Origin of the sequence: Amycolatopsis vastitatis, assembly GCF_002234595.1 — a bacterium.
Lineage (GTDB): Bacteria > Actinomycetota > Actinomycetes > Mycobacteriales > Pseudonocardiaceae > Amycolatopsis > Amycolatopsis vastitatis.
On sequence record NZ_NMUL01000034.1, the window covers coordinates 98,415 to 123,812 of the forward strand.

Annotated in this window: 13 protein-coding genes and 1 pseudogene; 7 read left to right on the forward strand and 7 right to left on the reverse strand. The window is 72.9% G+C overall.

Annotated elements, in window-relative coordinates; genetic code table 11:
- Window positions 1-126 precede the first annotated feature (126 nt).
- Genes CF165_RS31095 through CF165_RS31110 form a run of 4 tightly spaced genes read left to right on the forward strand, consistent with a single transcriptional unit; the run spans window position 127 to window position 14,574 of the window.
- A complete protein-coding gene (locus CF165_RS31095) occupies window positions 127-3,954 on the forward strand; it encodes a non-ribosomal peptide synthetase (protein WP_240521879.1) in 3,828 nt (1,275 codons plus the stop codon).
- Window positions 3,951-12,443 carry a non-ribosomal peptide synthetase gene (locus CF165_RS31100; RefSeq protein WP_093951154.1) on the forward strand — a complete coding sequence of 2,831 codons (8,493 nt, stop codon included), beginning with the start codon at window positions 3,951-3,953 and terminating at the stop codon, window positions 12,441-12,443. The genes CF165_RS31095 and CF165_RS31100 overlap by 4 nt, the downstream gene beginning before the upstream one ends.
- A gap of 22 nt (window positions 12,444-12,465) precedes the next feature.
- Complete coding sequence (locus tag CF165_RS31105; RefSeq protein ID WP_093951155.1) at window positions 12,466-13,338, forward strand: TauD/TfdA dioxygenase family protein; 873 nt, start codon at window positions 12,466-12,468, stop codon at window positions 13,336-13,338.
- 27 nt (window positions 13,339-13,365) lie between these two features.
- Complete coding sequence (locus CF165_RS31110; protein ID WP_093951156.1) at window positions 13,366-14,574, forward strand: cytochrome P450 family protein; 1,209 nt, start codon at window positions 13,366-13,368, stop codon at window positions 14,572-14,574.
- A 147-nt stretch (window positions 14,575-14,721) separates the two neighbouring features.
- Here CF165_RS31110 and CF165_RS31115 read toward each other — a convergent pair whose 3' ends face one another.
- Window positions 14,722-16,173, reverse strand: coding sequence for a serine hydrolase domain-containing protein (locus CF165_RS31115; RefSeq protein ID WP_093951157.1), 1,452 nt, complete (start codon window positions 16,171-16,173; stop codon window positions 14,722-14,724).
- A gap of 33 nt (window positions 16,174-16,206) precedes the next feature.
- Window positions 16,207-16,902 carry a glycosyltransferase family protein gene (locus CF165_RS31120; RefSeq protein WP_093951158.1) on the reverse strand — a complete coding sequence of 232 codons (696 nt, stop codon included), beginning with the start codon at window positions 16,900-16,902 and terminating at the stop codon, window positions 16,207-16,209.
- A 124-nt stretch (window positions 16,903-17,026) separates the two neighbouring features.
- Here CF165_RS31120 and CF165_RS31125 point away from each other — a divergent pair.
- Window positions 17,027-18,221, forward strand: a pseudogene (locus CF165_RS31125) (glycosyltransferase).
- 89 nt (window positions 18,222-18,310) lie between these two features.
- Here the strand turns inward: CF165_RS31125 and CF165_RS31130 are convergent.
- The 3 genes from CF165_RS31130 to CF165_RS31140 all read right to left on the reverse strand — a co-directional run bounded on the left by CF165_RS31130 (window position 18,311) and on the right by CF165_RS31140 (window position 21,178).
- Complete coding sequence (locus tag CF165_RS31130) at window positions 18,311-19,489, reverse strand: serine hydrolase domain-containing protein (RefSeq protein WP_093951159.1); 1,179 nt, start codon at window positions 19,487-19,489, stop codon at window positions 18,311-18,313.
- 63 nt (window positions 19,490-19,552) lie between these two features.
- On the reverse strand, window positions 19,553-20,203 hold the full coding sequence (locus CF165_RS31135) for a pentapeptide repeat-containing protein (protein ID WP_093951173.1): 651 nt from the start codon (window positions 20,201-20,203) through the stop codon (window positions 19,553-19,555).
- Window positions 20,204-20,272: 69 nt separating this feature from the next.
- Window positions 20,273-21,178, reverse strand: a complete 906-nt coding sequence (locus CF165_RS31140; RefSeq protein WP_093951160.1) for an NAD(P)H-binding protein — start codon at window positions 21,176-21,178, stop codon at window positions 20,273-20,275.
- Window positions 21,179-21,291: 113 nt separating this feature from the next.
- On the opposite strand from CF165_RS31140, the gene CF165_RS31145 reads away from it, so the two are divergent.
- Window positions 21,292-22,248, forward strand: a complete 957-nt coding sequence (locus CF165_RS31145; RefSeq protein WP_240521880.1) for a LysR substrate-binding domain-containing protein — start codon at window positions 21,292-21,294, stop codon at window positions 22,246-22,248.
- Here the strand turns inward: CF165_RS31145 and CF165_RS31150 are convergent.
- Both CF165_RS31150 and CF165_RS31155 read right to left on the reverse strand, forming a co-directional pair.
- On the reverse strand, window positions 22,245-22,934 hold the full coding sequence (locus tag CF165_RS31150) for a TIGR03943 family putative permease subunit (RefSeq protein WP_093951162.1): 690 nt from the start codon (window positions 22,932-22,934) through the stop codon (window positions 22,245-22,247). The two genes, CF165_RS31145 and CF165_RS31150, sit on opposite strands and share 4 nt — an antisense overlap.
- Window positions 22,931-23,944: a permease gene (locus CF165_RS31155; protein WP_093951163.1), complete on the reverse strand. Its 1,014-nt coding sequence runs from the start codon at window positions 23,942-23,944 to the stop codon at window positions 22,931-22,933. Before CF165_RS31155 ends, CF165_RS31150 begins: the two co-directional genes overlap by 4 nt.
- Before the next feature lie 324 nt (window positions 23,945-24,268).
- On the opposite strand from CF165_RS31155, the gene CF165_RS31160 reads away from it, so the two are divergent.
- Window positions 24,269-25,398: S53 family peptidase (locus tag CF165_RS31160; RefSeq protein ID WP_439098528.1), on the forward strand; the 1,130-nt coding region annotated here is incomplete at its 3' end.

The following is a 25,398-nucleotide window of genomic DNA, read 5'->3' on the forward strand; positions in this document are numbered from 1 at the left end:
CCCCTCGTCTTCACCCGATGGTGTGGTGTTAACTGTCCGGACAGACAGAGAGCGTTTCCCCGACCTCGGCTGCGACGGCACAAAGCAGTACCGGTTCGCCCGCCCCGCCCGGAAAGGCCGTCCTCGATGCGAGTGTCCGCTTCGCTGTCGTCCGGTCAGCAGCGCCTTTGGACCGTCTCCCAGCTGGACGGGGCCGGACCGGCCTACAACGAGACCATGGCCTTCGCCCTGCGGGGACCACTGGACCGCGAGGCGCTGCAACGGGCCCTCGACGCCCTCGCCGACCGCCACGAAGCCCTGCGCACCCGGATCGTCGTCGAAGACGGCAAGCCGGTGCAGATCGTCGAACCCGCCGGTCACGGGTTTCCTTGCGAGGTCACCGAGGTCGCCGGGCCGGGTGAAGCGGCCGAGCTGCGGCGCACCGCTGCGTTCGAGCCCTTCGACCTGACGCGGGCGCCGCTGGCCCGGGCGCGGTTGCTGGCCGGGGCGCCGCCCCCCGGTTTCCACGCTACCGGGGAGCACCGACAGTTCCGGGACGGCGGCGAGGACCACGTCCTGCTGATCACCGTCCACCACGTCGTCTTCGACGGCTGGTCGCGCACCCTGCTGCTGCGCGAGCTGGGCGTCCTCTACGCCGCTCAACTGAGCGGTGTTCCGGCGGACCTGCCGCCGGCGCGGCCCTACCGCGAGCACTCCCGGGCCCAGCAGGACTGGCTCGCGGGCGACGGCCCGGCTCCGCACGAGGCGTACTGGCGGAACCGGCTCGACGGCGTGCCGCCGGTGCTGGAGCTGCCGACCGACCGGCCACGCCCGGCCCGGCAGGACTACCGCGGCGCCCGGGTGCCGGTCTCCCTCGGCCCAGAGCTGACCGCGAGGCTGAAGGCGGTGGCGCGCGAGCACGGCGTCACGCTCTACTCCACCATCCTGACCTGCTGGTTCATCCTGCTTTCCCGGCTTTCCGCACAAACTGACATCGTTGTCGGCGTGCCTGCGGCCAACCGCGGCGCCGGCGGCGAGTACCCCGACACGATCGGGTTCTTCGTCAACACCCTGGCCGTGCGCGCCGATCTCGCGGGCGCCCCGACCGGCGCCGTCCTGCTCAAGCAGGTCCGCGCGGCTCTTCGAGGCGCGATCGACCACGTCGAGCTGCCGTTCGAACGGGTCGTCGAGCTGGTCAACCCGCCGCGCAGCCCGGCACACACCCCGCTGTTCCAGACGATGTTCGCCTGGGTGCCGACCATGCACGACCTGCTGGAGCTGCCGGGCGTGGCCGTCGAGGCCCTCGACGTCGAGCACGCCCCGGCGAAGTTCGACCTCGCCCTCGGTCTCGCCGACGAGAACGGCGACGTCCTCGGGCACCTCGACTACGCCGTCGCCCTGTTCGGCCACACCACCGCCGAGCGGTACGCGCGGTACCTCGTCCGGCTGCTCGACCAGCTGGCCACGCGACCGGACGCCGGCATCGCGAGCTACGAGCTCCTCGACGAAGCCGAACGCCGCGAGATCCTCACCGCCTGGAGCACCGGTCCGCGTCCGCGACGGCGTCCCGGCGGGCTCGTCGAGCGGTTCGCCGCCCACGCCGACACGACCCCGGACGCGGCCGCTCTCGTCTGCGACGACCGGGCCCTCACCTACCGCGAGCTGGACCGCCGCAGCACGAAGCTGGCGAACGCCCTGCGCCGCCGCGGGGCCCGGCCGGGCGGCGTCGTGGCGATCCACAGTGGACGGTCGGCCGAGCTGGTGGTCGCGGTGCTGGGCGTGCTGAAGACCGGCGCCGCCTACCTGCCGCTCGACCCGGCCCAGCCGGCCGCCCGGCGGGCGGCGATGGTCGAGGACGCGCGCCCGGTGCTGGTCCTGGGCGACGACGTCACCGATCTCGAGGCCGAAGGCGACGAGACCCGGAGACCGGTCGCGAGCGACCCCCGCGAGACGGCCTACGTGATCTACACGTCGGGGTCGACCGGGCGGCCCAAGGGGGTCGCCGTGACCCACCACAGCGTCCTCGCCCTCTTCGACCAGTGGCTGGACCGCTTCGGCGCGACACCCGGCGAAGCGACATCGGCGTGGTCGAGCATCGGCTTCGACGCCTCGGTGCACGAACTGCTGCTGCCCCTGACCACCGGCGCCGTGCTGCACGTCGTGCCCGAGGACGTCCGGCCGGACCCCGCGGCCTTGCTGGCGTGGCTGCGAGACCACCGAGTCGTCCAGGCGTTCCTGCCGCCGGCCTACATCCGGTGGATCGACGAAGACCCCACGCGCCTCCACGGACTCGCGCTGCGGCAGCTGCTGACCGGCGTGGAACCGCTGCCGGAGGCGGCGCTCGCCCGGTTCGCCGCGGCCTTGCCGGGCCTGCGGATCTGCTTCGGCTACGGGCCGACCGAAGCCACGCTCTACGCCACCGCGCACTTCGACCCGGAGCCCCGGGACCGCCCGGCGCCGATCGGGCGGCCGCTGCCCGGGTCGCGGCTGTACCTCTTGGACGAGCGGTTGCGCCCGGTGCCACCGGGCGTGGCGGGCGAGGTCTTCCTGGCCGGTGACTGCCTGGCCCGCGGCTACCTGAACCGCCCCAGGCTGACCGCCGAACGGTTCGTCGCGGACCCGTTCGTGCCCGGCGAGAGGATGTACCGCACCGGTGATCTCGCTCGATGGCTCCCCGGCGGCGAAGCCGAGTACGCGGGCCGCCGCGACGACCAGATCAAGCTGCGCGGGTTCCGCATCGAGCCCGGCGAGGTGACGGCCGCGCTGCTGGCCGTGCCCGGTGTCCGGGAGGCCGCCGTGCTGGTGGACCGCGAGGGCGAGCCGCGGCTCGTCGCCGGTGTCGCGGGCGGCGGTGGCCGGACCGCGCACGAGTGGCGGGCCGTGCTGGCCGACCGGCTGCCGGACTACATGATCCCGTCGGTGTTCGCCGAGTTCGACCGGCTGCCCTTGAGCCGCAGCGGCAAGCTCGACCGCGACGCCGTGCTGGCGCACGCCCGGACGAGCGCGTCGAACAACCCGGTCAACACCGCCGCCCCGCGCGACCAGGTCGAACTGGCACTGCTGCGGATTTGGCGAGACCTTCTGCTGCACCCCGCGATCGGCGTCTCGGACGATTTCTTCGACGTCGGCGGCACGTCGATCTCGGCGATCAAGCTGGCCCACGCCATCGGCGCGGAGTTCGGGTGCGAGCTGCCGCTGCGGGACGTCATCCTGCACCCGACCATCGAGGCGCAGGCGGCGCTGCTGCGGGCGGGCAGCCCACCGCGCGGCGGCAACCTGATCGAGTTCCGCCGCGGCGACGGCGAGACCCGCGTCGTCTGCGTGCACCCGGCCGGTGGCACGGCGTTCTGCTACCTGCCGCTCAGCGCTTTGCTGCCCGACGACGCCGGTGTCGTCGGGATCCAGTCCCCCGGGCTCAACGCCGGTGAAGAGCCGCTGCCGAGCGTGGAGGCGATGGCCGAGGAGTACCTGCTGCTCGTCGACCCGCGACCGGACGAGACTTTGGTCCTTTGTGGACTTTCCTATGGCGGCCTGGTCGCGTACGAGATGGGGCGCCGGCTCGCGGAGCACCACCCGCGCGTCAGCATCGTCCTGCTCGACACCACCGCCACCGACGACCCGGCCGCGCGGGCGGCGATCGAGCCGGTGTCGGCGGCCGAGTTCCGCGAGAAACTGGTCCGCTTCAACGGGATGTACCCCGGGATCGAGGACGCGCAGATCGAGCGCTACCACCGCACGTACAACCACAACCGGTTGACCGCGCGGGAGCACGATCCCGGCGAGACGGCGGCGCGAGTGGTGTTCGTGCAGGCCGTCGGCGAAGACACGATCCCCGGCACCGCGGAGTTCTGGCGCCGGCGCGCCCGCGGCGGGTTCGAGGTGGTCCCCGCGGACTGCGGGCACTGGGACATGCTGGAGAGCGACGCACTGCCGCTGGTCGCCAAGCTCATCACGGCCGAGCTGGCGGCCCGATGACCTCGATCGCCCGCCGCGTCCACGACCGGGCCCTGCGGCACCCGGACGCCCTCGCCGTGTCCGACGGCGACCGCCGCCTCACCTACGCCGAGCTGGACGCGGGTGCCGCCGCCGTCGCGGAAGCCTTGTCCCGCCGCGGGATCCGCCCGGGTGATGCGGTCGCCGTCGCCCTCCCCCGCTCGGCGGAGCTGGTCCAGGTGATGCTGGGCATCCTGCGCCTCGGCGGCCAGGTCGTGCCGCTGGACCGGCAGAGCCCGCCCGCGCGCCGCGACGTCATCCTCGCCGACGCGGGCGCGGCCGCCGTCGTCAGTGACGAACTGCCCGGCAGCACTCCAGCCGAGCTTCTGTCCGGGACCGCGGAAGCGGGCACGCCCGCCGAACCCGCGCCGGCGTCGTTCCTCTTCTCGACTTCCGGCACGACCGGGCGGCCCAAGGGCGTCGAGGTCCGCGACGCCGGGATCCTGCGGCTGGCCGAACCCGGCTGGCTCGACATCGGCACCCGGTTCGCCTGCCTGGCCAACCCCGCCTTCGACGCGATCAGCTTCGAGGTGTGGGTGCCGCTGCTGACCGGCGGCACGTGCGTGATCCTCGACGACGAGACCGTCCGCGACCCGCGGGCGTTCGCCGGCGCGCTCGTCCGGGAGCGAGTCGACACGATGTTCGTGACCGCGACGCTGTTCAACGCGGTCGCCGAGGCCGTGCCGGGGAGCTTCGCCACCGTGCGCCGGGTCGTCATCGGCGGCGAGCAGCTCAACGCCCCGCTGATCCGCCGCTGGTACCAGGCCAACCCCGAGTCGCCGACGCGGCTGCAGAACGGCTACGGCCCGACCGAAACGACGACGTTCGCGCTCAGCTACGCCATCCCGCGGGGCTTCGACGGCGACGTCGTGCCGATCGGCCGTCCGCTGCCGGGCACCGGCGCGGTCGCGGTGACGCCGGACGAGCGCGTGGCCGCCGAAGGCGAGGTCGCCGAGCTGTACATCTCCGGGGCGGGCGTCGCCCTCGGGTACCGCGGCCTGCCCGCGGAGACCGGACAGCGGTTCGTCCGGCTGCCGTGGCTGGACGAAGGCCGCGCGCGGTTCTACCGCACCGGCGACCTGGTCCGCGTGCTGCCGGGCGGCCGGTACGCCTACGTCGGGCGCACCGACCGGCAGGTGAAGGTCCGCGGGTTCCGGATCGAGCCGGGCGAGCTGGAGCAGCGGCTCCTGGCCCACCCGGAGATCCGGCAGGTGCACGTGGCCGTGCGCCGGGCGGCCACGGCGGAGCTGCTCGCCTTCGTCGTGGCGGGCGAGCTGTCCTACGACGCGTTCGAGGCGCACCTGAGCGAGACAGTGCCGGCCTACATGCGGCCCCACCACGTGTTCCGCGTCGACGAGCTGCCGCGGAACGCGAACGGGAAGGTCGACGAAGCCGCGTTGCTGGCCGGCGGGTTTTCACCGTGGCGGCCGGACACCGGCGGCGAGGCGACCGCGTGGGAGCGCGAAGTCCTAGCCGTGGTCACGGAGACTCTCGACGTCCCGGATCTTCATCCCGGCGACACGTGGCTGCGGTCCGGGGGCGACTCGCTGAAGGCGTTGCGGCTGCGGTTCGCGATCCGGGAACGCTGGGGCGCGGACCTCGCGCCCTCGGTCGTGCAACGCGGGACGTTCGCCGACCTCGCCGCTGCCGTCTCCGCGGCCGGGCGCGCGGCGTACCCGGAACCAGGCCCGCCGACGACCGCCGCGTCGGCCCCGGCGACCAGCGAGCAGCAGCGGCTTTGGCTGCTGCAGCAACGGAATCCGGCTTCCACGGCGTACCACGTGCCCCTCGCGTTCCAGGTCACCGGCGACCCCGACGTCGATGCCCTGCGCCGGGACGTGCGGGCTCTGGTAGAGCGGCACCCCGCACTGCGGACGGCGTTCGAGGCGACTCCCGACGGCTTGCGGCAGGTGGCGAAGGCGCCGTACGACCCGTGGACCGAGCCCGCCGAGGACTTCTTCACCGCGCCCTTCGATCTCGCCTCGGGTCGGCTGATGCGGACGGCCTGGCGACCCGATGGCACCTTTTTACTGTGCCTGCACCACATCGCGGTCGACGGCTGGTCGCTGAACATCCTGTTCCGGGAACTGTCCGGCGCCGAACCGCGGCCGGACGCGCACACACTGTTCGACTTCGCCGCGTGGCAGTCCCGCTGGTTCACCTCCACCGGCTATCGCGCCCAGCTGACCGGCCGCTTCGACGACGCCGAGCGCCTCGGTGAGGCGTCTCTGGCAGGGCGCCTGCACACGACTCGCATCGGCCGCGAGCGCGTCGACGAGTGGGCTGCCGAACTGGGCCTCACCCGCTTCCAGCTCCTGCTCGGCGTGTTCGCCTGGAGCCTCTACGCGGTGACCGGGCGGACCCGGCCCCGGATCGCCGCCCCGGTGGCGAACCGGCCGGTGCGGGCGTTCGAGGACAGCGTCGGGATGTTCGCCAACACCGTGCGGCTGCCGCTTTCCGTGGACCCGGACGAGGACCTGGGCGCCCAGGTCCGGCGGCTCGGCGAGGCCGCGGGGGCGGCACTGGACCACCAGGACGTCGCGTTCGCCGACCTCGACCCCGGGTATGCGGCCTTCGACTACCTGTTCGTCCTGGAGAACACCGACTTCGGCGCGCTGCGCCTGCCCGGCTGCTCGATCAGTCCACAGTGGATCGAGGCGGCCGAGGCCAAGTGCGCGCTGACGCTGTCGGTCGTCGAACGGCTGGACGGCTTCGACTGCCTGTGGGAGTACGGCGAAGGCCACTTCACCGAAGCCGAAGCGGCAGCCCTCGGCGAAGTCTTCGACCGCGCCTTGCACGGCGACGCCCGGACTCCGGACCGTCGCGACCACGGCCGTGGTCACTTTGCCGAGTTGACGTGGGAAACCGTGGCGGAAGGCTTCGCGCGTCAGGTCGCGCGGACGCCCGGCGCCCCGGCGCTGACCGGCGACACGACACTGACCTACGCCGAGCTGGACGCGCACGCGGCCCGGCTCGCGGCCACCCTGCCGGGCGACGCCACCGACATCGCGCTGTACTTCCGGCCGTCGGCCGAGCACGTCGTCGCGCTCCTCGCCCTCGCGCGGCTGAACATCACCGCCGTGCCCCTCGACCCCGCGTACCCGCCGGAGCTGCTGCGCGACATGCTCGACCGGGCCCGGCCGCGCTGCGTCCTGCTCGCCCCCGGCGAAATGTTCGACACGGACATCGAGCGGCGGTTCGTCACGCTCACCGACGAGCCGGTGCCGGACGTCCCCGCCCGGCACACCGGACGTCCGCTCTACACGCTGTTCACCTCGGGCTCGACCGGCGTGCCGAAGGGCGTGCGCGTCCCGGACCGCACCCTGGCCAACCTGCTGCAGTGGCAGGACGCGCCGCCCGCGGCGACCCAGCAGTTCTCGATGCTGTCGTTCGACGTGTCGTTCCAGGAAATCTTCACGACCCTCTGCGGCGGCGGCAGGCTGCACCTGATCCGCCCGGAATGGCGCCACGACGTCCCAGCACTGCTGACCCAGCTGGAATCCGCCGGCATCGAACGGATCTTCCTGCCGTACGTGGCGTTGCAGCTGCTCGCCGAGCACGGCGTCCGGCTCGGGCGGTACCCGTCGCGGCTGCGGGACGTGATCACCGCCGGCGAGCAGCTGGTGTGCACCCCGGCGATCCGCCGGTGGTTCGCCGGGCTGCCCGGCGCGCGCCTGCACAACCACTACGGGCCGACCGAAACCCACGTCGTCAGCGCGCTGACCCTCGACGGCGATCCGGCGGACTGGCCGGACCGGCCCGCCATCGGCCGTCCGGTGGCGAACGCGGTCCTGCGGATCGCCGACGCCGCGGGGGCGCCCTTGCCGCCGGGCCAGGTCGGCGAGCTGCTCATCGGCGGGCTCGCGGCGAACCGCTGCTACCTCGGCGAAACGGCTCCGGAGAAGTTCGCCGAGCTGCCGGAGCTGTACTACCGCACCGGCGACCTCGCGCACTTCGACCGCGCCGGGCTGCTGCACTTCGACGGCCGCGCCGACCGGCAGGTCAAGCTCAGCGGGCACCGCCTGGAACTCGGGCAGGTCGAAGCCGCGCTGCTGCGGCACCCCGACGTCGTCAACGCGGTCGTCGCGGTTCGGGATGACCGGCTGGCCGCGTTCCTGGAGTGCCGCCGGACTCCGGCGGCTTCCGAGCTGACGGATTTCCTGCGGCCGCTGCTGCCGCCGCACGCGCGGGTCGACCGCTTCCGCGTCGTCGACGCCCTGCCGCGCACGCCGAGCGGGAAGCTGGACCGGGACGCCGCGGCCCGTGCGGCGGGAACGGACCTCCAGCGGACGGCGGCCCGGCCGTCGAGCGAGCTGGCGGCGCTGTTCGAGGAGGTGACCGGCGCGCCGATCGGTCCGGACGAGACGTTCTTCGCCGCCGGTGCCAGTTCCCTGTCGCTGATGCGGTTCCACTTGCGCTGCGCGGAGGCGGGGTACCGGTTCACCGTGGCGGACCTCTTCGAGCACGTCACGCTCCGGGACCTGACGCGGCACCTCGAAAGCGGCCCGGCTGCGGCCACCTTGACTTCCCGGCCCGCCGCCGACGAGCCGGTGGCCGTCGTCGGCATGGCGGTGCGGCTGCCCGGCGCGCGGGACCTGGCGGCGTTCTGGGACCTGGTCGTTTCCGGCCGCCGCGGCATCGAGGAGTTCCCGGCCGCCGACGGCCTGGTCGGTGCGCGCAGCCTCCTGGACGATCCCCTGGCGTTCGACCCGGAGCACTTCGGGATCAGCCACCGCGACGCGGCGCTGATGGACCCGCAGCAACGGCAGTTGCTGATGGCGTGTGTGGAGGCGTTGTCGCACGCCGGGATCACGTCGGGTGCCGGCGTCGGGCTGATCGCGGGCTGTGGCGAGAACACGTACTTCCAGCAAATGCTGCGCGAAGCCGACCCGTCCGCGCTGCCGGACGGCTTCCAGCTGGCCCTGCACCACGAGAAGGACTTCCTGGCCACGAAGGTGGCGTACCACCTCGACCTGACCGGTCCGGCGCTGACGACGCAGACGGCGTGCTCGAGTTCGCTGGTCGCGGTCCACCAGGCGGCGGGGATGCTGCGCGGCGGCGAGGCGGAGGTGATGCTGGCGGGCGGGGTGCTCGTCGACGTCACCCTGGCCGGGGGCTACCGGTACCGGCCGCAGCACATCTTTTCGCCGGACGGCCACTGCCGCCCGTTCAGCGACGACGCGGACGGCACGGTGGGCGCGAGCGGCGTCGGCGTGGTGGTGCTGAAGCCGCTTTCGGCGGCTCGTCGTGACGGCGACACGGTGTACTCGGTGATCACGGGCTCGGCCCTGACCAACGACGGCGCGGTGAAGCAGGGCTACAGCGCACCGTCGCCGGCGGGGCAGCGCGAGGCGATCCGGGCCGCTCTCCGGCGGGCCGGGCGCCCGGGCGCCGACGTCGGCTACGTGGAGACGCACGGAACCGGCACCCGCCTCGGCGACCCGATCGAGGTGGCGGCCCTGCGCGAGGCGATGCCCGATTCGGTGGGCTGCGCGTTGTCCTCGGTGAAGAGCCAGCTCGGCCACCTGGGCGCGGCGGCCGGGGTGGTGGGCTTGATCCGCGCGACCTTGGCGGTGTTCCACGGCGTGCTGCCGCCGACGGTGGACTTCCGCGTGCCCAATCCGGCGTTGGACCTGGGTCCGTTCCGGGTGCCGACGTCCGCCGAACCGTGGCCCGCGGGCCCGCGGGTGGCGGGGGTGAGCAGCTTCGGCATCGGCGGGACGAACGCGCACGTGGTGCTGGAGTCGGTCCGCCCGGTATCGCCCGCGCGCCCGGATCCGTCGCGGTGCCTGGTGCTTTCGGCGCGCAGCGCGGCCGCGTTGCGTCTCGAGGCGGCTCGGGTGGCGGAATATCTGACGGCGCATCCGGGGTCCTATGTGGACGTACTCCGGCACTTGCAGTCGGGCCGCCGGGAAGGCCCCTGGCGCTTGGCGGCGGCCTGCGAGGACGCGGCCGAGGCAGTCGCGTGGCTGCGCACGGCCGAGCCCCGGGAGATCGCCCCCCGTGGCACCGGCTCCGTCGCTGTAGTGAATGACTCATTCCAGTCGTCCGGTGACATGAATGAGTCATTCACTACAGCGGGACCGCCTGCCGAACTCGCCACCGCGTGGCTGGCAGGCGCTTCCGTCGATTGGGACAGCTCCCCCGCCCCCGCGCCGTGGGACTTCCCGCCGCCCGCCTTCGCCGCGCGGGACTTCGACTTCCCGCGGCGGGCCACCACCACCCGGCTGCCCGAAAGCGAATGGCTCCACCAGCCCACCTGGGTCCGCCTGCGGCGGGCAACGACCGCAGCCCGGACCGACCGCATCCTCGTCATCTCCGGCGAAGGCCCGCTTGACGCGCCGGCCCTCGACGCCGCCTACGCGCGCGTCGTCCGGGTTCACGCGGCGGACCACTTTGCCCGCCGAAGCCCCGGCTCCTTCGAAGCCGACCCCGCCGACACCGCGCACCTGCGTCAGGTACTGGATGCGCTGCCGGACCGGGAAATCGACTGGCTCCACACCCTCCCCCTCGGCATCACCGGACCGGTCGGCGAAGAGTCGCTGAATCGGGCGCAATGGGCCTGCGTCGACACCCCCGCCGCCCTGCTGCGGGCCGTCCGCGACCGTCCACTCAGGACATGGTGGATCTCCGCCGGCGCCGCAGCCGCCACCACGGCCGTCACGCGCCCCGAGGCCGGGCTGCTCGCCGGGATCACCGCCGTCGGTCCCCAGGAAACCGGCGTGCCCGGCCACTGGGCCGACCTCCCCGGCCCCGGCCTGGACCTCCTCGCCGACCTGCTCACCGGGCCGACCCCGCCCGAGCGCGTCGCCCTCCGAACCGGGTTCTGGTGGGTCCGAGACAGCGCTCCGGCCACCGCCGGCGAGCCCGTCGTCCACGACGGAACCCACCTCGTCCTCGGGGGCACCGGCGGTATCGGGACCGCCGTCGCCGAGGAACTGCTGACCCGCACCGCCGGCCGCGTCATCCTGCTCGCGCGCCACCCCCACCTGCCCGAAGCGCTCAAACCGTGGGCCGACCGCGTCGACCTGCTGGCCGCCGACCTCACGACCGTCACCGTCGACGAGATCCCCGGTCCCCTCACCGGAATCGTGCACGCGGCCGGGACGCCGACCGGCGGCCTCATCGCCACCCGAGGCGAAGGCACGCAAGACGTCAAACTCGCCGCCGCCCTCCTCGTGGAACGGCTCATCGAACGCGATCGACCCGAGCTCGCCGTCTACTGCTCGTCGCTGTCGGCGCAGTTCGGCGGCACCGGCCAGCTCGACTACGCCGCCGCCAACGGGTTCCTCGACGCGCTCGCCCACCGCGACGGCCCGACCGCCCGGCTCTCCCTCGGCTGGGACGTCTGGCGCGACAGCGGCATGGCCGTCACGGCCCTGGAAACCGATGCCCGGCACCAGGCCCACCTCGCCGTCGGCCTGAGCGACGACGAGGGCCGACGCACCTTCGCCCGCGCGCTGGGGACGGGCCTCCCACAGCTCCTGATCGCGACAACCGGCCTCGAAGCCGCTCGCGGCTTCCACGAACGCGACACCACACCAAGGGCCAAACCGGCCGGAGCGGACCTGACCGAAGAAGTCCGCGCCCTCCTGGGCGTCGCCGAACTCGACCCGGACGTGCCGCTCTACGACCTCGGCGCCGACTCCCTGACCCTGCTGGACGTCGTCGAGTCGGTGAAACGCCTCTACGGCGTCGACCTCGACCTCGCCTGGCTCGGCCCGGAGGTGACGATGTCGGCGTTGCTCGCGAAGCTCGAACAAGCCGCCGAGACCGGCGAAGTCGTGGTGCAGGTCTGGCGCGAAGGGACGACGCGGGAAGTCGTCTGCCTCGTGCACCCCGTCGGCGGGGACGTCCACGCGTACCGGCCGCTCGTCGACGCCCTGCCACCCGAACTCGGGGTCTGCGTGATCGCCGACCCGGCGCTGAGCCGCCCGGAACCACCCGGGTGGTCCGTCGAGGACCGGGCCCGCCGCTACTACACGGCGATGCGAACGCGGTTCCCCGGGCACGCATGGCAGCTGGCCGGGTGGTCGTTCGGCGCCTGGGTCGCGACCGGGATGGCCGCCGAGGCCGAGGCGGCCGGGCAGCCGGTGCGGGCACTGCACCTCATCGACCCGCCGCCGCCCGGCGCGAGCGCCGCGGACTACAGCGACGCGCAGCTGGAGACCGTCTTCGAGCGCGAGCTGGGTGCCTCCGGCGGCACCGCGGGCGAGCACGCCCGGCGGCTCGCCCGCGCGTGCCGGGCCAACCTGCGCAGCATGGCCGGGCACGACCTGCCCCGCCTGGCCGCGACACCCAGCCACGTCTGGCTCGCCGCCGAAGCCGAACCCGGCTTGCCGGTGGCGGGCCGCGACGGCTGGCGAGCGCTGCTGCCCGAACCGAGCCACTGGCACGAACTGCCCGCCACCCACTACGGCATCGTGCGCGCCCCGCACGTCACCGAAGTGGCCGCGGCCATCGGACTGTGAGACCCACAGCGGAAAGGAAACCATGGAGCAGTACGAACTCGACGCCGTCAAGCGGATCACGACGCGACCGGCGCGCGACTACCGGACGTTGGCGGTGCGGGGCCTGACCCCCGTCCTCGGCGCCGAAGTCACCGGGCTCGACCTGACCCGGGAGCTGACCGACGAACAGCTCACCGAGCTCAAGACGGCGTTCCTGGACCACCACGTGCTGGTGTTCCGCGACCAGGACATCAGCGTGGAAGACCACAAGCGCCTCGCCGCGAGCTTCGGCGAGCTGCGCCCGGTGAACCCGCCGCCCGAGCACGGCGACCCGTACATCCTCGAAGTCGCGACCGCACCGGAGTCGGCCAACGTGTTCGGCAACGGCTGGCACGCAGACGGCACCGCCGACGCGGAGCCGTCGCTGGGCTCGATGCTCCACATCACGCGGATGCCTGAGCCGGGCAGCGGCGGCGACACGCTCTTCGCGAACATGCACCTCGCCTACGACATGCTGTCGCCGAAGCTGAAGGAGCTGCTGGCCGGGCTGACCGCGATCCACGACGGCGCGCACGCCTTCCGCGGCCACAAGATCCCCGAGGGCTACGAGCCGCCGGTCAGCGAGCACCCCGTGGTGGTGCGGCACCCGGAAACCGACCGGCCGCTGCTGTACGTCAACCCGGCTTACACCTCGCGCATCCCGCAGCTGTCGGCCGACGAGAGCCAGGCGGTGCTCGACCTGCTGTTCTCGGTCGTGCCGAACCGGCCGATGCTGGCGTGCCGCGTGCGCTGGGCGCCGAACACGCTGGTGTTCTGGGACAACCGCTGCGTCCAGCACCACGCGACGTACGACTACTACCCGCACACCCGCTTCGGCCACCGCGTCGCGATCAACGGCGGCCCGCTCAAAGGCTGACCCGTCTTTCTCGAGGAGTTCTGCTGCATGTCGTCCGAACCCGTGGTGGACGTCCGCGATCCGGCCGTCCTCGACGACCCGATCCGCGGCTACGACCGCATCCTCGCCGCGTCACCGGTCTGCCGGGCCCGGCTGGCGAACGGCGAGGAGGGCTGGCTGGTGACCGGGAGCGCCGAGGTCCGCGCCGTGCTGTCGGATCCGGCCGTGCGCAACGATCCCACCGGCCTCCCGGGACAGGGCGCGCAGACGCAGGAGGCGGCGTTCCTCGCGCTGGGCACGCCCCCGGAGCACCTGCCCTACCTGCGGGCGAGCCTGCTGAGCCTCGACGGCGCCGAGCACACGCGGCTGCGTCGCAGCATCAGCCACGCCTTCGGCGCGACTCGCGTCGCCACGCTGCGCCCGCGGGTGCAGCAGATCGTCGACGAGCTGCTCGACGGGCTGGGCGCGACGGCGAACCTGCTCGACGAGTACGCGTATCCGTTGGCCATGGCCGTGGTCTGCGAACTGGTCGGGGTCCCCGAAGCGGACTGGGCGGACTGGTACCGCTGGGGCAAGGTGCTGGTCGACGGCGACCCGGCCCGGATCACGCCGACGCTCGGCGAGATGTTCGCCTACTGCCACGCCCTGGTGGACCGCCGCCGCGCCGAACCGCGGGAAGACCTGCTCAGCGAGGTCGTCGCCCAGGACGACCTGACCGACGTCGACGCCGTGGCACTCGTGGTGTTCCTGGTGCTCGCCGGCCACGAGACGATGGCGCACATGCTGGCCAACGCGGCACTCGCGCTGATGCGCGATCCCGCCCAGCGAGAGCTGCTGCGAAGCCGGCCCGAGCTGTGGCCGGCCGCGGTGCGCGAGCTGGTCCGCACGGACGGCCCGGTCCAGCTGGCCCGGTTGCGTTACGCGGCAACGGACATGGTGGTCGGTGACGTGCGGATCAGCGCGGGCGACGCGGTGCAGGCGGTGCTCGGCGCGGCCAACCGCGACCCGGCGCAGTTCGCCCACCCGCACGCCGCGGACGTCCGGTGGCAGGCCGAGCACGGCGGCCGCGAAGGCAGCGTGGGGTTCGGCTGGGGGCCGCACTTCTGCCTCGGGGTCGCCTTGGCGAAGGTGGAGGCGGAGGTCGCGCTGCGCAGCCTGTTCGACCGGTTTCCCGCGGTGGAGCCGGTTTCCGAGCCGGCGTGGGTGCCGCTGCCGCGCGCCCGGCACCGGGTCGCCTTGGAGGTCCGGTTGCGCTGACCGCGCCCGCCTCGCTTCCGCTCTCGGGTCCCAAGCGCCCCAATGTGGCGTTGGTTGCGCTGGACGCACCCAATGTGGCGTTCGGTGCGTTGGACGCACCGAACGCCACATTGGGGCGCTTGAGACCGGGCTGCGCCCCCCAAGGGCTTACCGTGGTGCGCCCGCGTAGAAGCCGACCGGCATCGTCAGGTCCGCGCTCGACGCTCCGCACTCCAGCATCCACAGCGCCGCCGCCGGGCCGAGTTCGCGGCCCAGCACGCCGAGCGCGTCCGGATCCGGGGCCACCGCGCGGGCCTGCTCCACGCCGCGTGCGAACGCTTCCGGGTCCCAGCCGCCCAGGTCCGCGTCGCCGAGGGAACGTGCGCCGGCGGTCATCGCCGTGACCGGCAAGGGTTCCGCCACGCCCAGCAGGCCGTGGGTGCGTTCGCCGGTCAGCACTCCCATCCAGCGCGAGCTTTCCGCCGTGGGCCGGGGTCCGGTCCAGCGGGGCCTGCCGTCCATGTCCGGCAGCTTCCCCGGCGCCCCGGACACCGCCCAGCGACCCGCCCATTCGACCGCCAAGCCAGGCGCGCTGCGCGTGGCGGGGTTGTGGAACCGGGCCATGTCCCACCGGTTGCCCACCGCCACCGCCGCCAGGTCGCGGTGCGGCCAAACCCTTGCCTCCCACCAGAATCCCCACGGGAACGCCGCTGTGTGCCCCCACCACCAGTCCTCGCCCAGCTCCGGGTCCGCCAGCTCGAGCGTCAAGCCGGAGAACGACCGGACGCCGTGCGGGCTCGGACGCGCGATCCGCGGCGTCACCATCGCCGCCAGCGAGTCCGGCCCGACCAGGCCGCGGTCGCCCCGGGCCGTGCGCAGCAGGGATTGCAGCAACCGCGCGAAATCCGCCGCGCTCGTGGACATCCCGACGCCCGGATAGGCCGCGGTACGCAGGGGCGGGCTCGGCACGCACCAGTCGCCGAACGCCAGATAACCCGTGCTGCCACGGCTGTCGTCGATGCTCGTGGCCGTCATCCCGGTCGCGGCGAACACTTCGCGGTGGACCCGGGCCGCGTACGGTTCGCCCGCCATGTGCTCGACGACGCCGCCCAGCACCCCGACGCCGAAACTCGAGTACGAATACGGCCCCGGAGCCGTCACCAGCGGCAGCCTCCCGCCGTACTCCACGGCGCGTCCGATCTCGTGCCGGCGCCGGACGTAGTCGAGGATCGGCTCGGCCGGTGCCGTGGGCGCCGTCGCCGTGACGATGTCGCTGTAGTAGCCACCCTGGTGCGCCGCCAGCATGGCCGTCGTGACGGCCGCCGGGTCCGGGCCACGCAGGCCCGCGGGCAGCACCTCGTCGACCGGCGTGTCCAGGCCCACCACGCCCGCCTCGACCAGCTGCAGGAAAGCCAGCCCCGTCACGGGTTTCGTGAGCGAGCCCGCCGGCGCGGGGGTCTCGGCGGTCATCGGCGTGCCCGCGGCCAGGTCCGCGAACCCGGTCGCGGCCGTCCGCAGCTCGTCGCTCGTCGCCACCGCGACGGCCACCCCCGGGGTACCGGTGACAGCCGCCAGCCGGGGCAGGACGGTATCGAGCGCCGTCATCACGTCGTCGAGCATCCTTCTCCTCGCTTAAGTCCACAAAGGACCGAGTCAGCCTTCGGCGGTGTTGTAGTTGACGATCCGCTCCACCATGAGGGCGACCGCACCGGCCAGCGGGCTGTCCGCCGCCCTGACGACCACGTCGGGCAGCCGGTGCGCCTCGTCCTCGGCGACCGCCACCATGCCCCAGAGCGCGTTGAACCCCGCGGGATCCGCCGGCTTCTCCGCGGCCGCTTTGACCAGCACGTCGCCAGTCCCGTCCACGACGGTCAGCGCGCCCATCTGCCGCAGTACCGCGGGATCCCGCTCCTCGGCGGCGACCACCGCCCACCCCGCGACCTCCGTGTGCCGCAGGGCGTTGCGCAGGCTGCCGGCGTCGCTGACAACGATGTCAGGAAGCACGAGAGCCACCGGTCCCCGCGTCATCGGCAGAGCGCACCGGATCGCTCCGTCGAGCCCCGGTTCGGCCGAGCCGTCCTGGTAGACGAAGACCAGCTGCATCATCCCGGCGTAACGCGCCAGGTACTTCACCGTATCCAGCTTGTGCGTCCCGAACACGACGACCACGCGCACGGTGAGTCCACTTCGCACCAGATCGACCACGGCTTCCAGACTGCGGTCCAGGACGGTGACCCCGGGGGCCAGGCAATGCAGCTCCTTCGCGTACGGCGCGCCGAAGCGCGTTCCCGATCCGGCGCAGGGCAAGATGATCGAAACATCAGGGGCGGGTACGGACGAAACAGGCATCGAGTGGCCCTCAAGTTCTGTTGACGGTCAGGAGCCTTGTCCGTCTCGACAGTAGTCACCGAAGGCGGTTCCGCGCGAGGGGAAAGCGCTCACATCGCCGAAGAGAAAGCGAAGAGGACAACCGATGCGGGTGCTGCTTTCCACGTACGGGACACGCGGCGACGTCGAACCGCTGGTGGCACTGGCGGTGCAGCTGCGGGCACTCGGCGCCGAAGTGCGGATGTGCGTCCCGCCGGACGAGGAGTTCACGGAACGGCTGGCCGGCCTCGGAATCGCCTCGGTGCCGGTCGGGCCGCCGGTGCGGGCGTTGATGCGCGCGACGGCCCCGCCGACGGCGGCGGAGCTGACCCGGTACCGGAACGAGCTGCTCGAGACGCAGTTCGACGTTTTCCCTTCCGCGGCCGACGGATGCGACGTGCTGGTGGCGGCCGGCCTGGCGCAGGTCGCCGCACGGTCCGTCGCCGAAGCCGCGGGCATCCACTACGTCTACGTGACTTATGCGGCGGTCAACCTGCCGTCGCCGCACCACGCGCCGCCACCCCGGCCGGGGTGGCCCGAGCCGGAAGGGGCGGACAACACGAAGCTGTGGGAGCTGGACGCCGACCCGGGTGGACGAGCAGTTCCGCGAGCCGCTCAACGGTCACCGGGCCGCACTCGGCCTGCCCCCGGTCGGCAACGTCCGCGACCACGTCTACTCCGCCCGGCCGTGGCTGGCGGCCGACCCGGTTCTGGGTCCGTGGCCGGAAACCCCGGGCCTCGAAGTGGTCCAGACAGGTGCGTGGACACAGGTCGACGAACGTCCGCTGCCCGCCGGCCTGGAGGCGTTCTTGGCCGCGGGCCCGCCGCCGGTCTACGTGGGTTTCGGCAGCATCAGCCCGGCACCGGACATCGCCCGCTGGGCGGTGGAGATCAGTCGCGCCCAGGGGCACCGGGTGCTGGTCTCCCGCGGCTGGGCCGACCTGGCCGTGGAGGACTGCTTCGCCATCGGCGACGTCAACCACCAGCGCCTGTTCGGCAAGCTGGCCGCGGTGGTCCACCACGGCGGCGCGGGCACGACGCAGACGGCCGCCCGGGCGGGCGTGCCGCAGGTGGTGGTCCCCATCCGCTTGGCGGACAACCCGTACTGGGCAGGCCAGGTGGCCGCCCGCGAAGTCGGCGCGGCTCTCGACGGCCCGACGGCGACGGTCGAGTCCCTGACCGCGGCGTTCGAAACGGCACTGGCCCCGGAAACCCGCGCGCGGGCGAAGGCCTTGGGCGCCGAAATCCGCACCGACGGGGCGAAAACGGCCGCCCGCCTGCTGCTGGGCAGCCTGGGGTAAGGGCCGGTCACCGCTCCCCCACGCGGCTTGTCGTGAGTGTTCAGGCGGGTTCTAACCCGCTTTACCACTCACGACAACCCTGCCGGGCGTCAGCGGACCGCCGCCTGGAGCCGCGCCGCGTTCGCCTGCGCGTCCGGCAGGTCCGGGGTGCAGAATTCCGTCACCATCACCAGGGTCCGGCCGGCGTCCGCGGCAGCGGACGCCGTCACGTCCGGGCTGGACGCGACCGTGATCCGGCGGGTGCCGGTCTCGTCGCTCATGCTCCACGTGTTGTACCCCGGCACGTCCCCGGCGTGCCCCCAGACGCTGGGGGCACCGGGACCGCAGACCCCGTCCAGGGAAATGTGCATCAGCCCCAGCCCGTAGCCGATCCGGCCGTTCGTGCCGGGCCACGGGACCGTGGTCTTCATCTGCGCGAGCAGGCCGGCCGGCAGCAGCTCGCCGCCGAGCAGCGCGTGGAAGAAGCGGTTCAGGTCGGTCGCGCTCGAAATGATGTTGCCGGCGCCGACATAGCGGCTGAGGTTGTACGCGGTGACGTCGGTCAGCCCGTGCGGCGCCGGGTAGAGCTGCTCGTAGCCGCGCATGGCCGCGTCCGGCACCAGCGGGAAGTCCCGCGGCAGGAAGGTGTCGGCCAGGTGCAGCGGGCCGGTGATCCAGTCGGCCAGGACCTGCTCGAACCGCCGCCCGGTGAGCTTTTCCACCAGCAGCGCCAGCACGTTGTAGCCGGTGTTGGAGTACGACCAGTTCGTGCCCGGCGGGAACAGCAGCGGCTGCCCGGTGCTGTCGTGGATCGCCTCGATCTCGCCGAAGTGCACGAAGCGTTCGGTGTCCACCTCCGGCAGGGTGGTCCAGCCGTACTGCGGCGCCACGTCCCGGGGCATGCCGCTGGTGTGCTGCAGCAGCTGCCGGACGGTGATCGGCTCCGGGTACGGCAGCAGGCCGGGCAGGTACTTCGAAATCGGGTCGTCGAGCCCCAGCCTGCCCTTCGCGGCGAGCTTCAGCACGAGCGTCGCGGTGAACGTCTTGGACACGCTGCCGACGCGGAACCGCCCGCCGGTGTCCGGTTTCGCGCCGGTGACGACGTCGCCCACCCCGGCGCGTCCCCGCCACCGGCCGGCCGGATCCGCCGCGATCGCGATCATTCCCACGTTTCCGGCCCGCACAGCCGACTCCAGTGCGGCTTGACGCGGATCCGGTTCCGCGGCGGCGGTTCCGGCGCCGGCGAGCAGGAGCACGGTGCAGGCAGCGGACACGGCCAGTCGGCGCATGGTTCCCCCCGGAGTGTGCGGTCTCCCGCGACGGTAGCGCAGGCCGGCCGGGCGCCGCAGGTTTCAGTCGTCGAGGATCAAGCCGAGCGACTGGGCGAGCGCCGGGGCCAGGTGCAGCAGCTGGACATGGGTGATCCGCACTCCCGCCAGGGAGCCGTAGCCGCTCTGGATGCCGATCTCCGCCGCTCCGCGCAAATCGACGTTCTCGGCCTTCATGCCGTCGACGTGCAGCGAAGAAATCCGGGAGCCGGGGAAGCTGACGTTGGTCAGCACGGCCTCCGCGAAATCGACGTCCTGCATGACGCAGCCGGTGAAGGTAACGTCGCGGAGCTCGGCGTTCCGCAGGTTGGTCCCGACCAGTTTGCAGCCGAAGAAGCCGACCCGGGTGAGCGTCGAGTCGAACAGGGCGGTCCCGCCGAGGACCGTCCGGCCGAACTCGGCGTCGAGCCAGCTCGTCTCGGCGAAGTCGGCGCCGTTCATCCGGCAGTCGTCGATCCACACGTCGTTGAACCGGCTGCGCCGCAGGCGGGCTTGGCCGAAGTCGACGCCGGTGAACGCGGATTCCAGGAAGCGCAGATTGCCGGCGTGGACGCCCTCGAAGGAAACGTCCCGGAACAACGCGGTGTCGAACAGCTCCCCCTCCTCCGGGGCGGACTCCTCCGCTTCCAGGTGGGCGTAGAAGGGCAGGTCTTCGATGCTGCGCGGTTCGGGCACGGCCACCTCGAGTCCGGCGGGGGCGTCGGCACACCCGGCGGCGGCCGGGCGCGCACCACGGTACCGCGGTCAGCGGGCGTCGACGGCCTCCGGCGCGGCGAGGACGGCGGGCTTGAGAGTCTGCGCGCACCACTGCGCGAACCCGATGGCCGGACCGGCCTGCGGCGAGCGGCCGACGCCCGAGTCCAGGCCCTCGTCCTTGGCGCGCTTCATCTCGACCATGCCCTCGACGAACGCCGCGTCGAGGCCGTACCCGAGCATGGTGGACCGCAGCTCTTCGAGCGGCTGACGCCGGTAGCGGACCGGGCGGCCCAGTTCCTCGGTCATGATGCGAGCCAGGTCCTCGGGCGAGTGGTCCCGCGGGCCGAGCACCGGCACACTGCCGACACCGGTCCAGGAGCGGTCCAGCAGCAACCCGGCCGCCGTCGCGGCGATGTCGGCGACAGCCACCAGCGGCACCGGCCGGTCCGGGGCGATGGTGTCGGTGAAGACGCCGTCTTCGCGGATCGAGCCGGCCTCTTCCAGCAGGTTCTCGAAGAAGGACGGGCAGGCCAGGGCTCGGTAGGCGACGCCGGAGCCGGCGATGAGGTCGTCCATGGCCAGTGACGCGGTGACCAGCCCGGCCCGGGCGGCCTGCGGGGTGCCGCGGCCGAGGGCCGAGACGCCGATGACATGGCCGACACCGTGGGCGGCGAACGCCTGCGCCGCCGGCCGGGTGAAGCCGCTGTACGCCTCCTCGGGCGTGCGGGAGCCGTCCGGCGGCACCAGCCAGAAAACGGCGTCGGCCCCGGCGAAGGCCCGTTCGACCGTCGCGGCGTCGCCGTGTGAACCGGTGACCACCTCGACCCGTCCGCGGACGGGCTCGGGAAGCCGGGCGGGGTCGCGGACCACGACGCGCAGCTCCTGCTCGGCGTCGACCAGCAGCGACAGCAGCCGTCGGCCGATGTTTCCGGTGGGGGCGGTGATGACGATCATGAATCCTCGCGTCCGTGTCGGATCGGGTTGACCCCCTCAGCGTGGTGATCCGGACCGCATTGCCACAATGGGAACTTCAGCATCCGATCATTATCAGAACTGGAATTATGCCGGTGAGCAGCCCTTTCTCGACCCTCGACGCGAACCTCGCCGTCGCCCTCGACGCCCTGCTGACCGAGCAGAGCGTCACCCGTGCCGCCGCGCGGCTGCACACCTCCCCCGCGGCGATGAGCCGCACCCTGGCCCGGCTGCGCCGGGTGCTTCAGGACCCGCTGCTGGTGCGGGCCGGGCAGGCGATGGTGCCCACGCCGCGCGCCGAAGCGCTTCGAGACGAGGCCGCCGCGGTGGTGCGCCGGCTGGCGGCCTTGCTCACCCCGAGCGGCGAGATCGACCCCGGCACGCTCCGGCGCACCTTCACCGTCCAGGCCTCGGACCTGGTCGGCGCGGCGCTCGCGCCGGGTCTGCTCGAGCTGGCCCGGCGCGAGGCACCGGGTGTCTCGCTGCGGGTGTCGGCCGAGGAGCAGGAGGGCGGCCCCGGGCTGCGTGACGGCCGGATCGACCTGGAGATCGGCGCCATCGACCACGTCGACCCGGAGACCCGGGTCGAAGACCTGGTCACGCTGCGGATGACGGCCGGCGTCCGTGCCGGGCACCCGCTCGCCGATGGAACCCTCACGCCGGCCGGGCTGGCCGCGGCCGAGCACGTGGCGGTGAGTCGCCGAGGACGCTTCACCGGCCCGCTCGACGTGGCCTTGGCCGGACACGGGCTCGGCCGGCGGGTCGGCACCGTCCTGCCCGGGCACCTGGCCGCGATGGCGCTGGCCGCGGCCGGCGACGTCGTCTGCCTGGTGCCGGCCGCGCTGCAGGACGAGCCCCCGACGCCGCTCAGCGACGCGGCACACGCCATGGGACTGCGCCTGCTGGACATTCCGCTGCCCCTGCCGCCGGTGAAGATCGGCATGGCCTGGCACCCGCGGCACACCGCCGACGGGGCCCACCAGTGGCTGCGCGGCGCCGTCCGCCGGGTCCTCCGCCCGGCCACCGCTTCCCGAGTCCCGGCCCCGCGCTAACCCCGGCTTTCGTAAGGGTCGGCGGGCGGCGGGACGGGCCGGGCCTGCCCGACGTCGACGAACGGGATGGCGCCGCCGTTGACCGGGTCCTTGGCCTGCTCGGCGGTGAAGGTGCCGGTGACCTCGAGCCACGAGTCCGGTTGCAGCACCGGCGGAACCGCTCCGGCGAGGCCGACCTTCACGGGCTGGGCGTCCGCGGCACAGCAGTTGAGGAGCATCCGGACCAGGTACGGGACGCCGGCGTGGTCGAACGCCACGAACCCGGTGAGCGTGACGGTCCGGCCGGCCAGCGACCGGCCCTGGTCGTAGACGGCGCGGTCCGCGTAGTCGATCACCGTCAGGCTGACCGGGTTGCCGTCCGGGAGCGGGGCGACGATCCGCGGCGCGGTCACGGCCGTGCCGGCGCGCATCGCGCTGTAGGAACCCAGCGCCGGTGGCGCGGCGAGGACCAGCGCGAACACCGGCAGCACCAGCAGCCACGAGACCCGGGGCGCCGGATGCCTGGCCGGGCGGCGCCGCGCGTACCAGACGGTCGCGACGGCCGCGATCACCAGCACCACTCCGGCCGCCAGCACCAGCGGGCGCAGCCCGGCCTTGACGTAACGCAGGTACAGCCCGGTCGCGCCGGCGTGGAGCAGGACGCCGCCGACGAGGAACAGCAGGATCGCCTGCACGGTCCGGTTCACAGCAGCACCGCCCCGGTCAGGACCGCGACCAGCACGGCCACGACGAAGGTCACTGGCGCGAACCGCAGGGCGAACCCGCGGCCGAACGTGGCAGCCTGCATGCCGAACAGCTTCAGGTCGATCATCGGGCCGACGACCAGGAACGCCAGCCGCGCCGTCGGGGAGAACTGCGTCAGCGAAGACGCGACGAACGCGTCGGCTTCCGAACAGATCGACAGCAGCACCGCGAGGACCGACAGGGCCAGGACCGCCAAGACGGGGTGGCCGGCCGCGGCGTGCAGCCAGGACGCGGGCACCACGGCTTTGAGCGTGGCGGCGGCCATCGCGCCGCCGACGAGGAACCCACCCGCGTGCAGCACGTCGTGCCGCACCGATCCCCAGAACGCCGCTCCCCGGCCGTCGCCGTCCTCGTGCGCGTGGGCGGCACGGGGACGCAGCCAGTCCGGACGGCCGAGCCGCTGCCACAGCCAGCCCATCACGCACGACGCCGCGAGGCTCGCCGCGAACCGGGCGACGACCATCTGCGGCTGCCCGGGGAACGCGACCGCCGTCGCCGTCAGCACCACCGGGTTGATCGCCGGCGCCGACAGCAGGAAGGCCACCGCCGCCGAGGGCGTCACGCCACCGCGCACCAGCGCGCCGGCCACCGGCACCGACGCGCACTCGCAACCGGGCAGGATCGCCCCGGCCAGCCCGGCGACCGGCACCGCCAGCGCCGGCCGTTTCGGCAGGACGCGGGTGAAGACCGAAGGCGGCACGAAGACCGCGAGCCCGGCGGACAACAGCACGCCGAGCACCAGGAACGGCAGCGCCTGCACGACCACCGCCACGAACACGGTCATCCAGCTCTGCATCACCGGAGTGGACAACAGCCGCCGAACCGGACCCTGCGCCAGGAACCCGACCAACAGGACCAAGGTCAGGACGAGGACCGGATCGACGTTCCAGCCCGGCACCCCGTCCTGATCCCGTTTTCCGGCACGACGCCGGCTTTCGTCGATGGCAGTCACCAGAGGTCTCCCGTACTTCCGCTCCACACCCTTCCTTAAGTACGGACCGCGGCCCCGCCGGGTTCATCGAGGAGGGGGTCGTCACGCCGGGCCCGACGAAAGTCGGAGGCGATTCACGACCAAAGTCGGACGCACCCACCCGCCGATTCGTCCTGTTCGGAACGGAACCTGACGGCATGGCGCATTGGTCCGCGGGCCATTCGGCGCAACCACCGCCAGGCCGCCGGGCACCGATTGCTTGAGCCACACCGAATCGAGGCAGCGGACTGTATAAACAGGACACCCATGGGGCCCACCGTCCGCGCATCCCTCCAGGAGCGATCCATGCGTCGTTCACCCCGAAGAGTCCTCGCCACAGCCGCCTTCGCGGCACTGGCCTTGACCGCTCCCGCCCTCCCCGCCGCCGCGGTTCCCGCCACCGCGGCGGCGGTGCATCCGACCGCGCGCGTCTGCGCCCAAGCCGTGAAACCCGGCATGGCAACGTGTTTCGCCGAACGCCAGACCGACACCATGCGCGCCGCGCTCACCCCGGACGCCCTGCCGAGCGGGTTCGGCCCTTCCGGGCTGCGCTCCGCGTACAACCTCACCGCGAGCGGCAGCGCGTCGGCGACAGTGGCCATTGTGGACTCCAACGACGACCCCAACGCCGAAGCCGACCTCGCCACCTACCGGTCGACCTACGGCCTGCCCGCCTGCACCACGGCGAACGGCTGCTTCAAGAAGGTCAACGAAAACGGGCAAAGCAGTCCTCTCCCGGCCGCGGACAGCGGGTGGGCCGGCGAGATCTCCCTCGACGTCGACATGGTCTCCGCGATCTGCCCGAACTGCCACATCCTGCTCGTCGAAGCGGACCAGGCGAGCATGACCGACCTCGGGACCGCGGTGAACACCGCCGTTTCGCTGGGCGCCAAGTACGTCTCCAACAGCTACGGCGGCGGTGAGGACGGCAGCGAAACCGGCTACGACTCCAGCTACTTCCGCCACCCCGGCGTCGCGATCACCGCGAGCACCGGCGACAACGGCTACGGCATCAGCTACCCGGCCTCGTCCCAGTACGTCACCGCCGTCGGCGGCACGTCCCTCACCCAGGGCGGGGGCACTCGCGGCTGGACCGAAACCGCCTGGAGCGGCGCGGGCAGCGGCTGCTCGACCAGCGTGGCCAAGCCGTCCTTCCAGAACGTGACCACGGGGTGCGCCAAGCGCGCCAACGCCGACGTCTCCGCGGTCGCCGACCCGCAGACCGGGGTCGCGGTCTACCAGACCTACGGCGGCAGCGGCTGGGCCGTCTACGGCGGCACCAGCGCGTCCTCGCCGATCATCGCCTCGGTCTACGCGCTCGCCGGCAACCCCGGCGCGTCCGACACCCCCGCCGCGTACCCCTACGCCCACGCCGGGAACCTCAACGACGTCACCTCCGGCAGCAACGGCAGCTGCTCGACGGCCGTGCAGTGCAA

Coding starts and splice junctions, on each gene's coding strand:
- CF165_RS31095 (WP_240521879.1), top strand. CDS start 127: ATGCGAGTGTCCGCTTCGCTGTCGTCCGGTCAGCAGCGCCTTTGGACC.
- CF165_RS31100 (WP_093951154.1), top strand. CDS start 3,951: ATGACCTCGATCGCCCGCCGCGTCCACGACCGGGCCCTGCGGCACCCG.
- CF165_RS31105 (WP_093951155.1), top strand. CDS start 12,466: ATGGAGCAGTACGAACTCGACGCCGTCAAGCGGATCACGACGCGACCG.
- CF165_RS31110 (WP_093951156.1), top strand. CDS start 13,366: ATGTCGTCCGAACCCGTGGTGGACGTCCGCGATCCGGCCGTCCTCGAC.
- CF165_RS31115 (WP_093951157.1), bottom strand. CDS start 16,173: ATGCTCGACGACGTGATGACGGCGCTCGATACCGTCCTGCCCCGGCTG.
- CF165_RS31120 (WP_093951158.1), bottom strand. CDS start 16,902: ATGCCTGTTTCGTCCGTACCCGCCCCTGATGTTTCGATCATCTTGCCC.
- CF165_RS31130 (WP_093951159.1), bottom strand. CDS start 19,489: ATGCGCCGACTGGCCGTGTCCGCTGCCTGCACCGTGCTCCTGCTCGCC.
- CF165_RS31140 (WP_093951160.1), bottom strand. CDS start 21,178: ATGATCGTCATCACCGCCCCCACCGGAAACATCGGCCGACGGCTGCTG.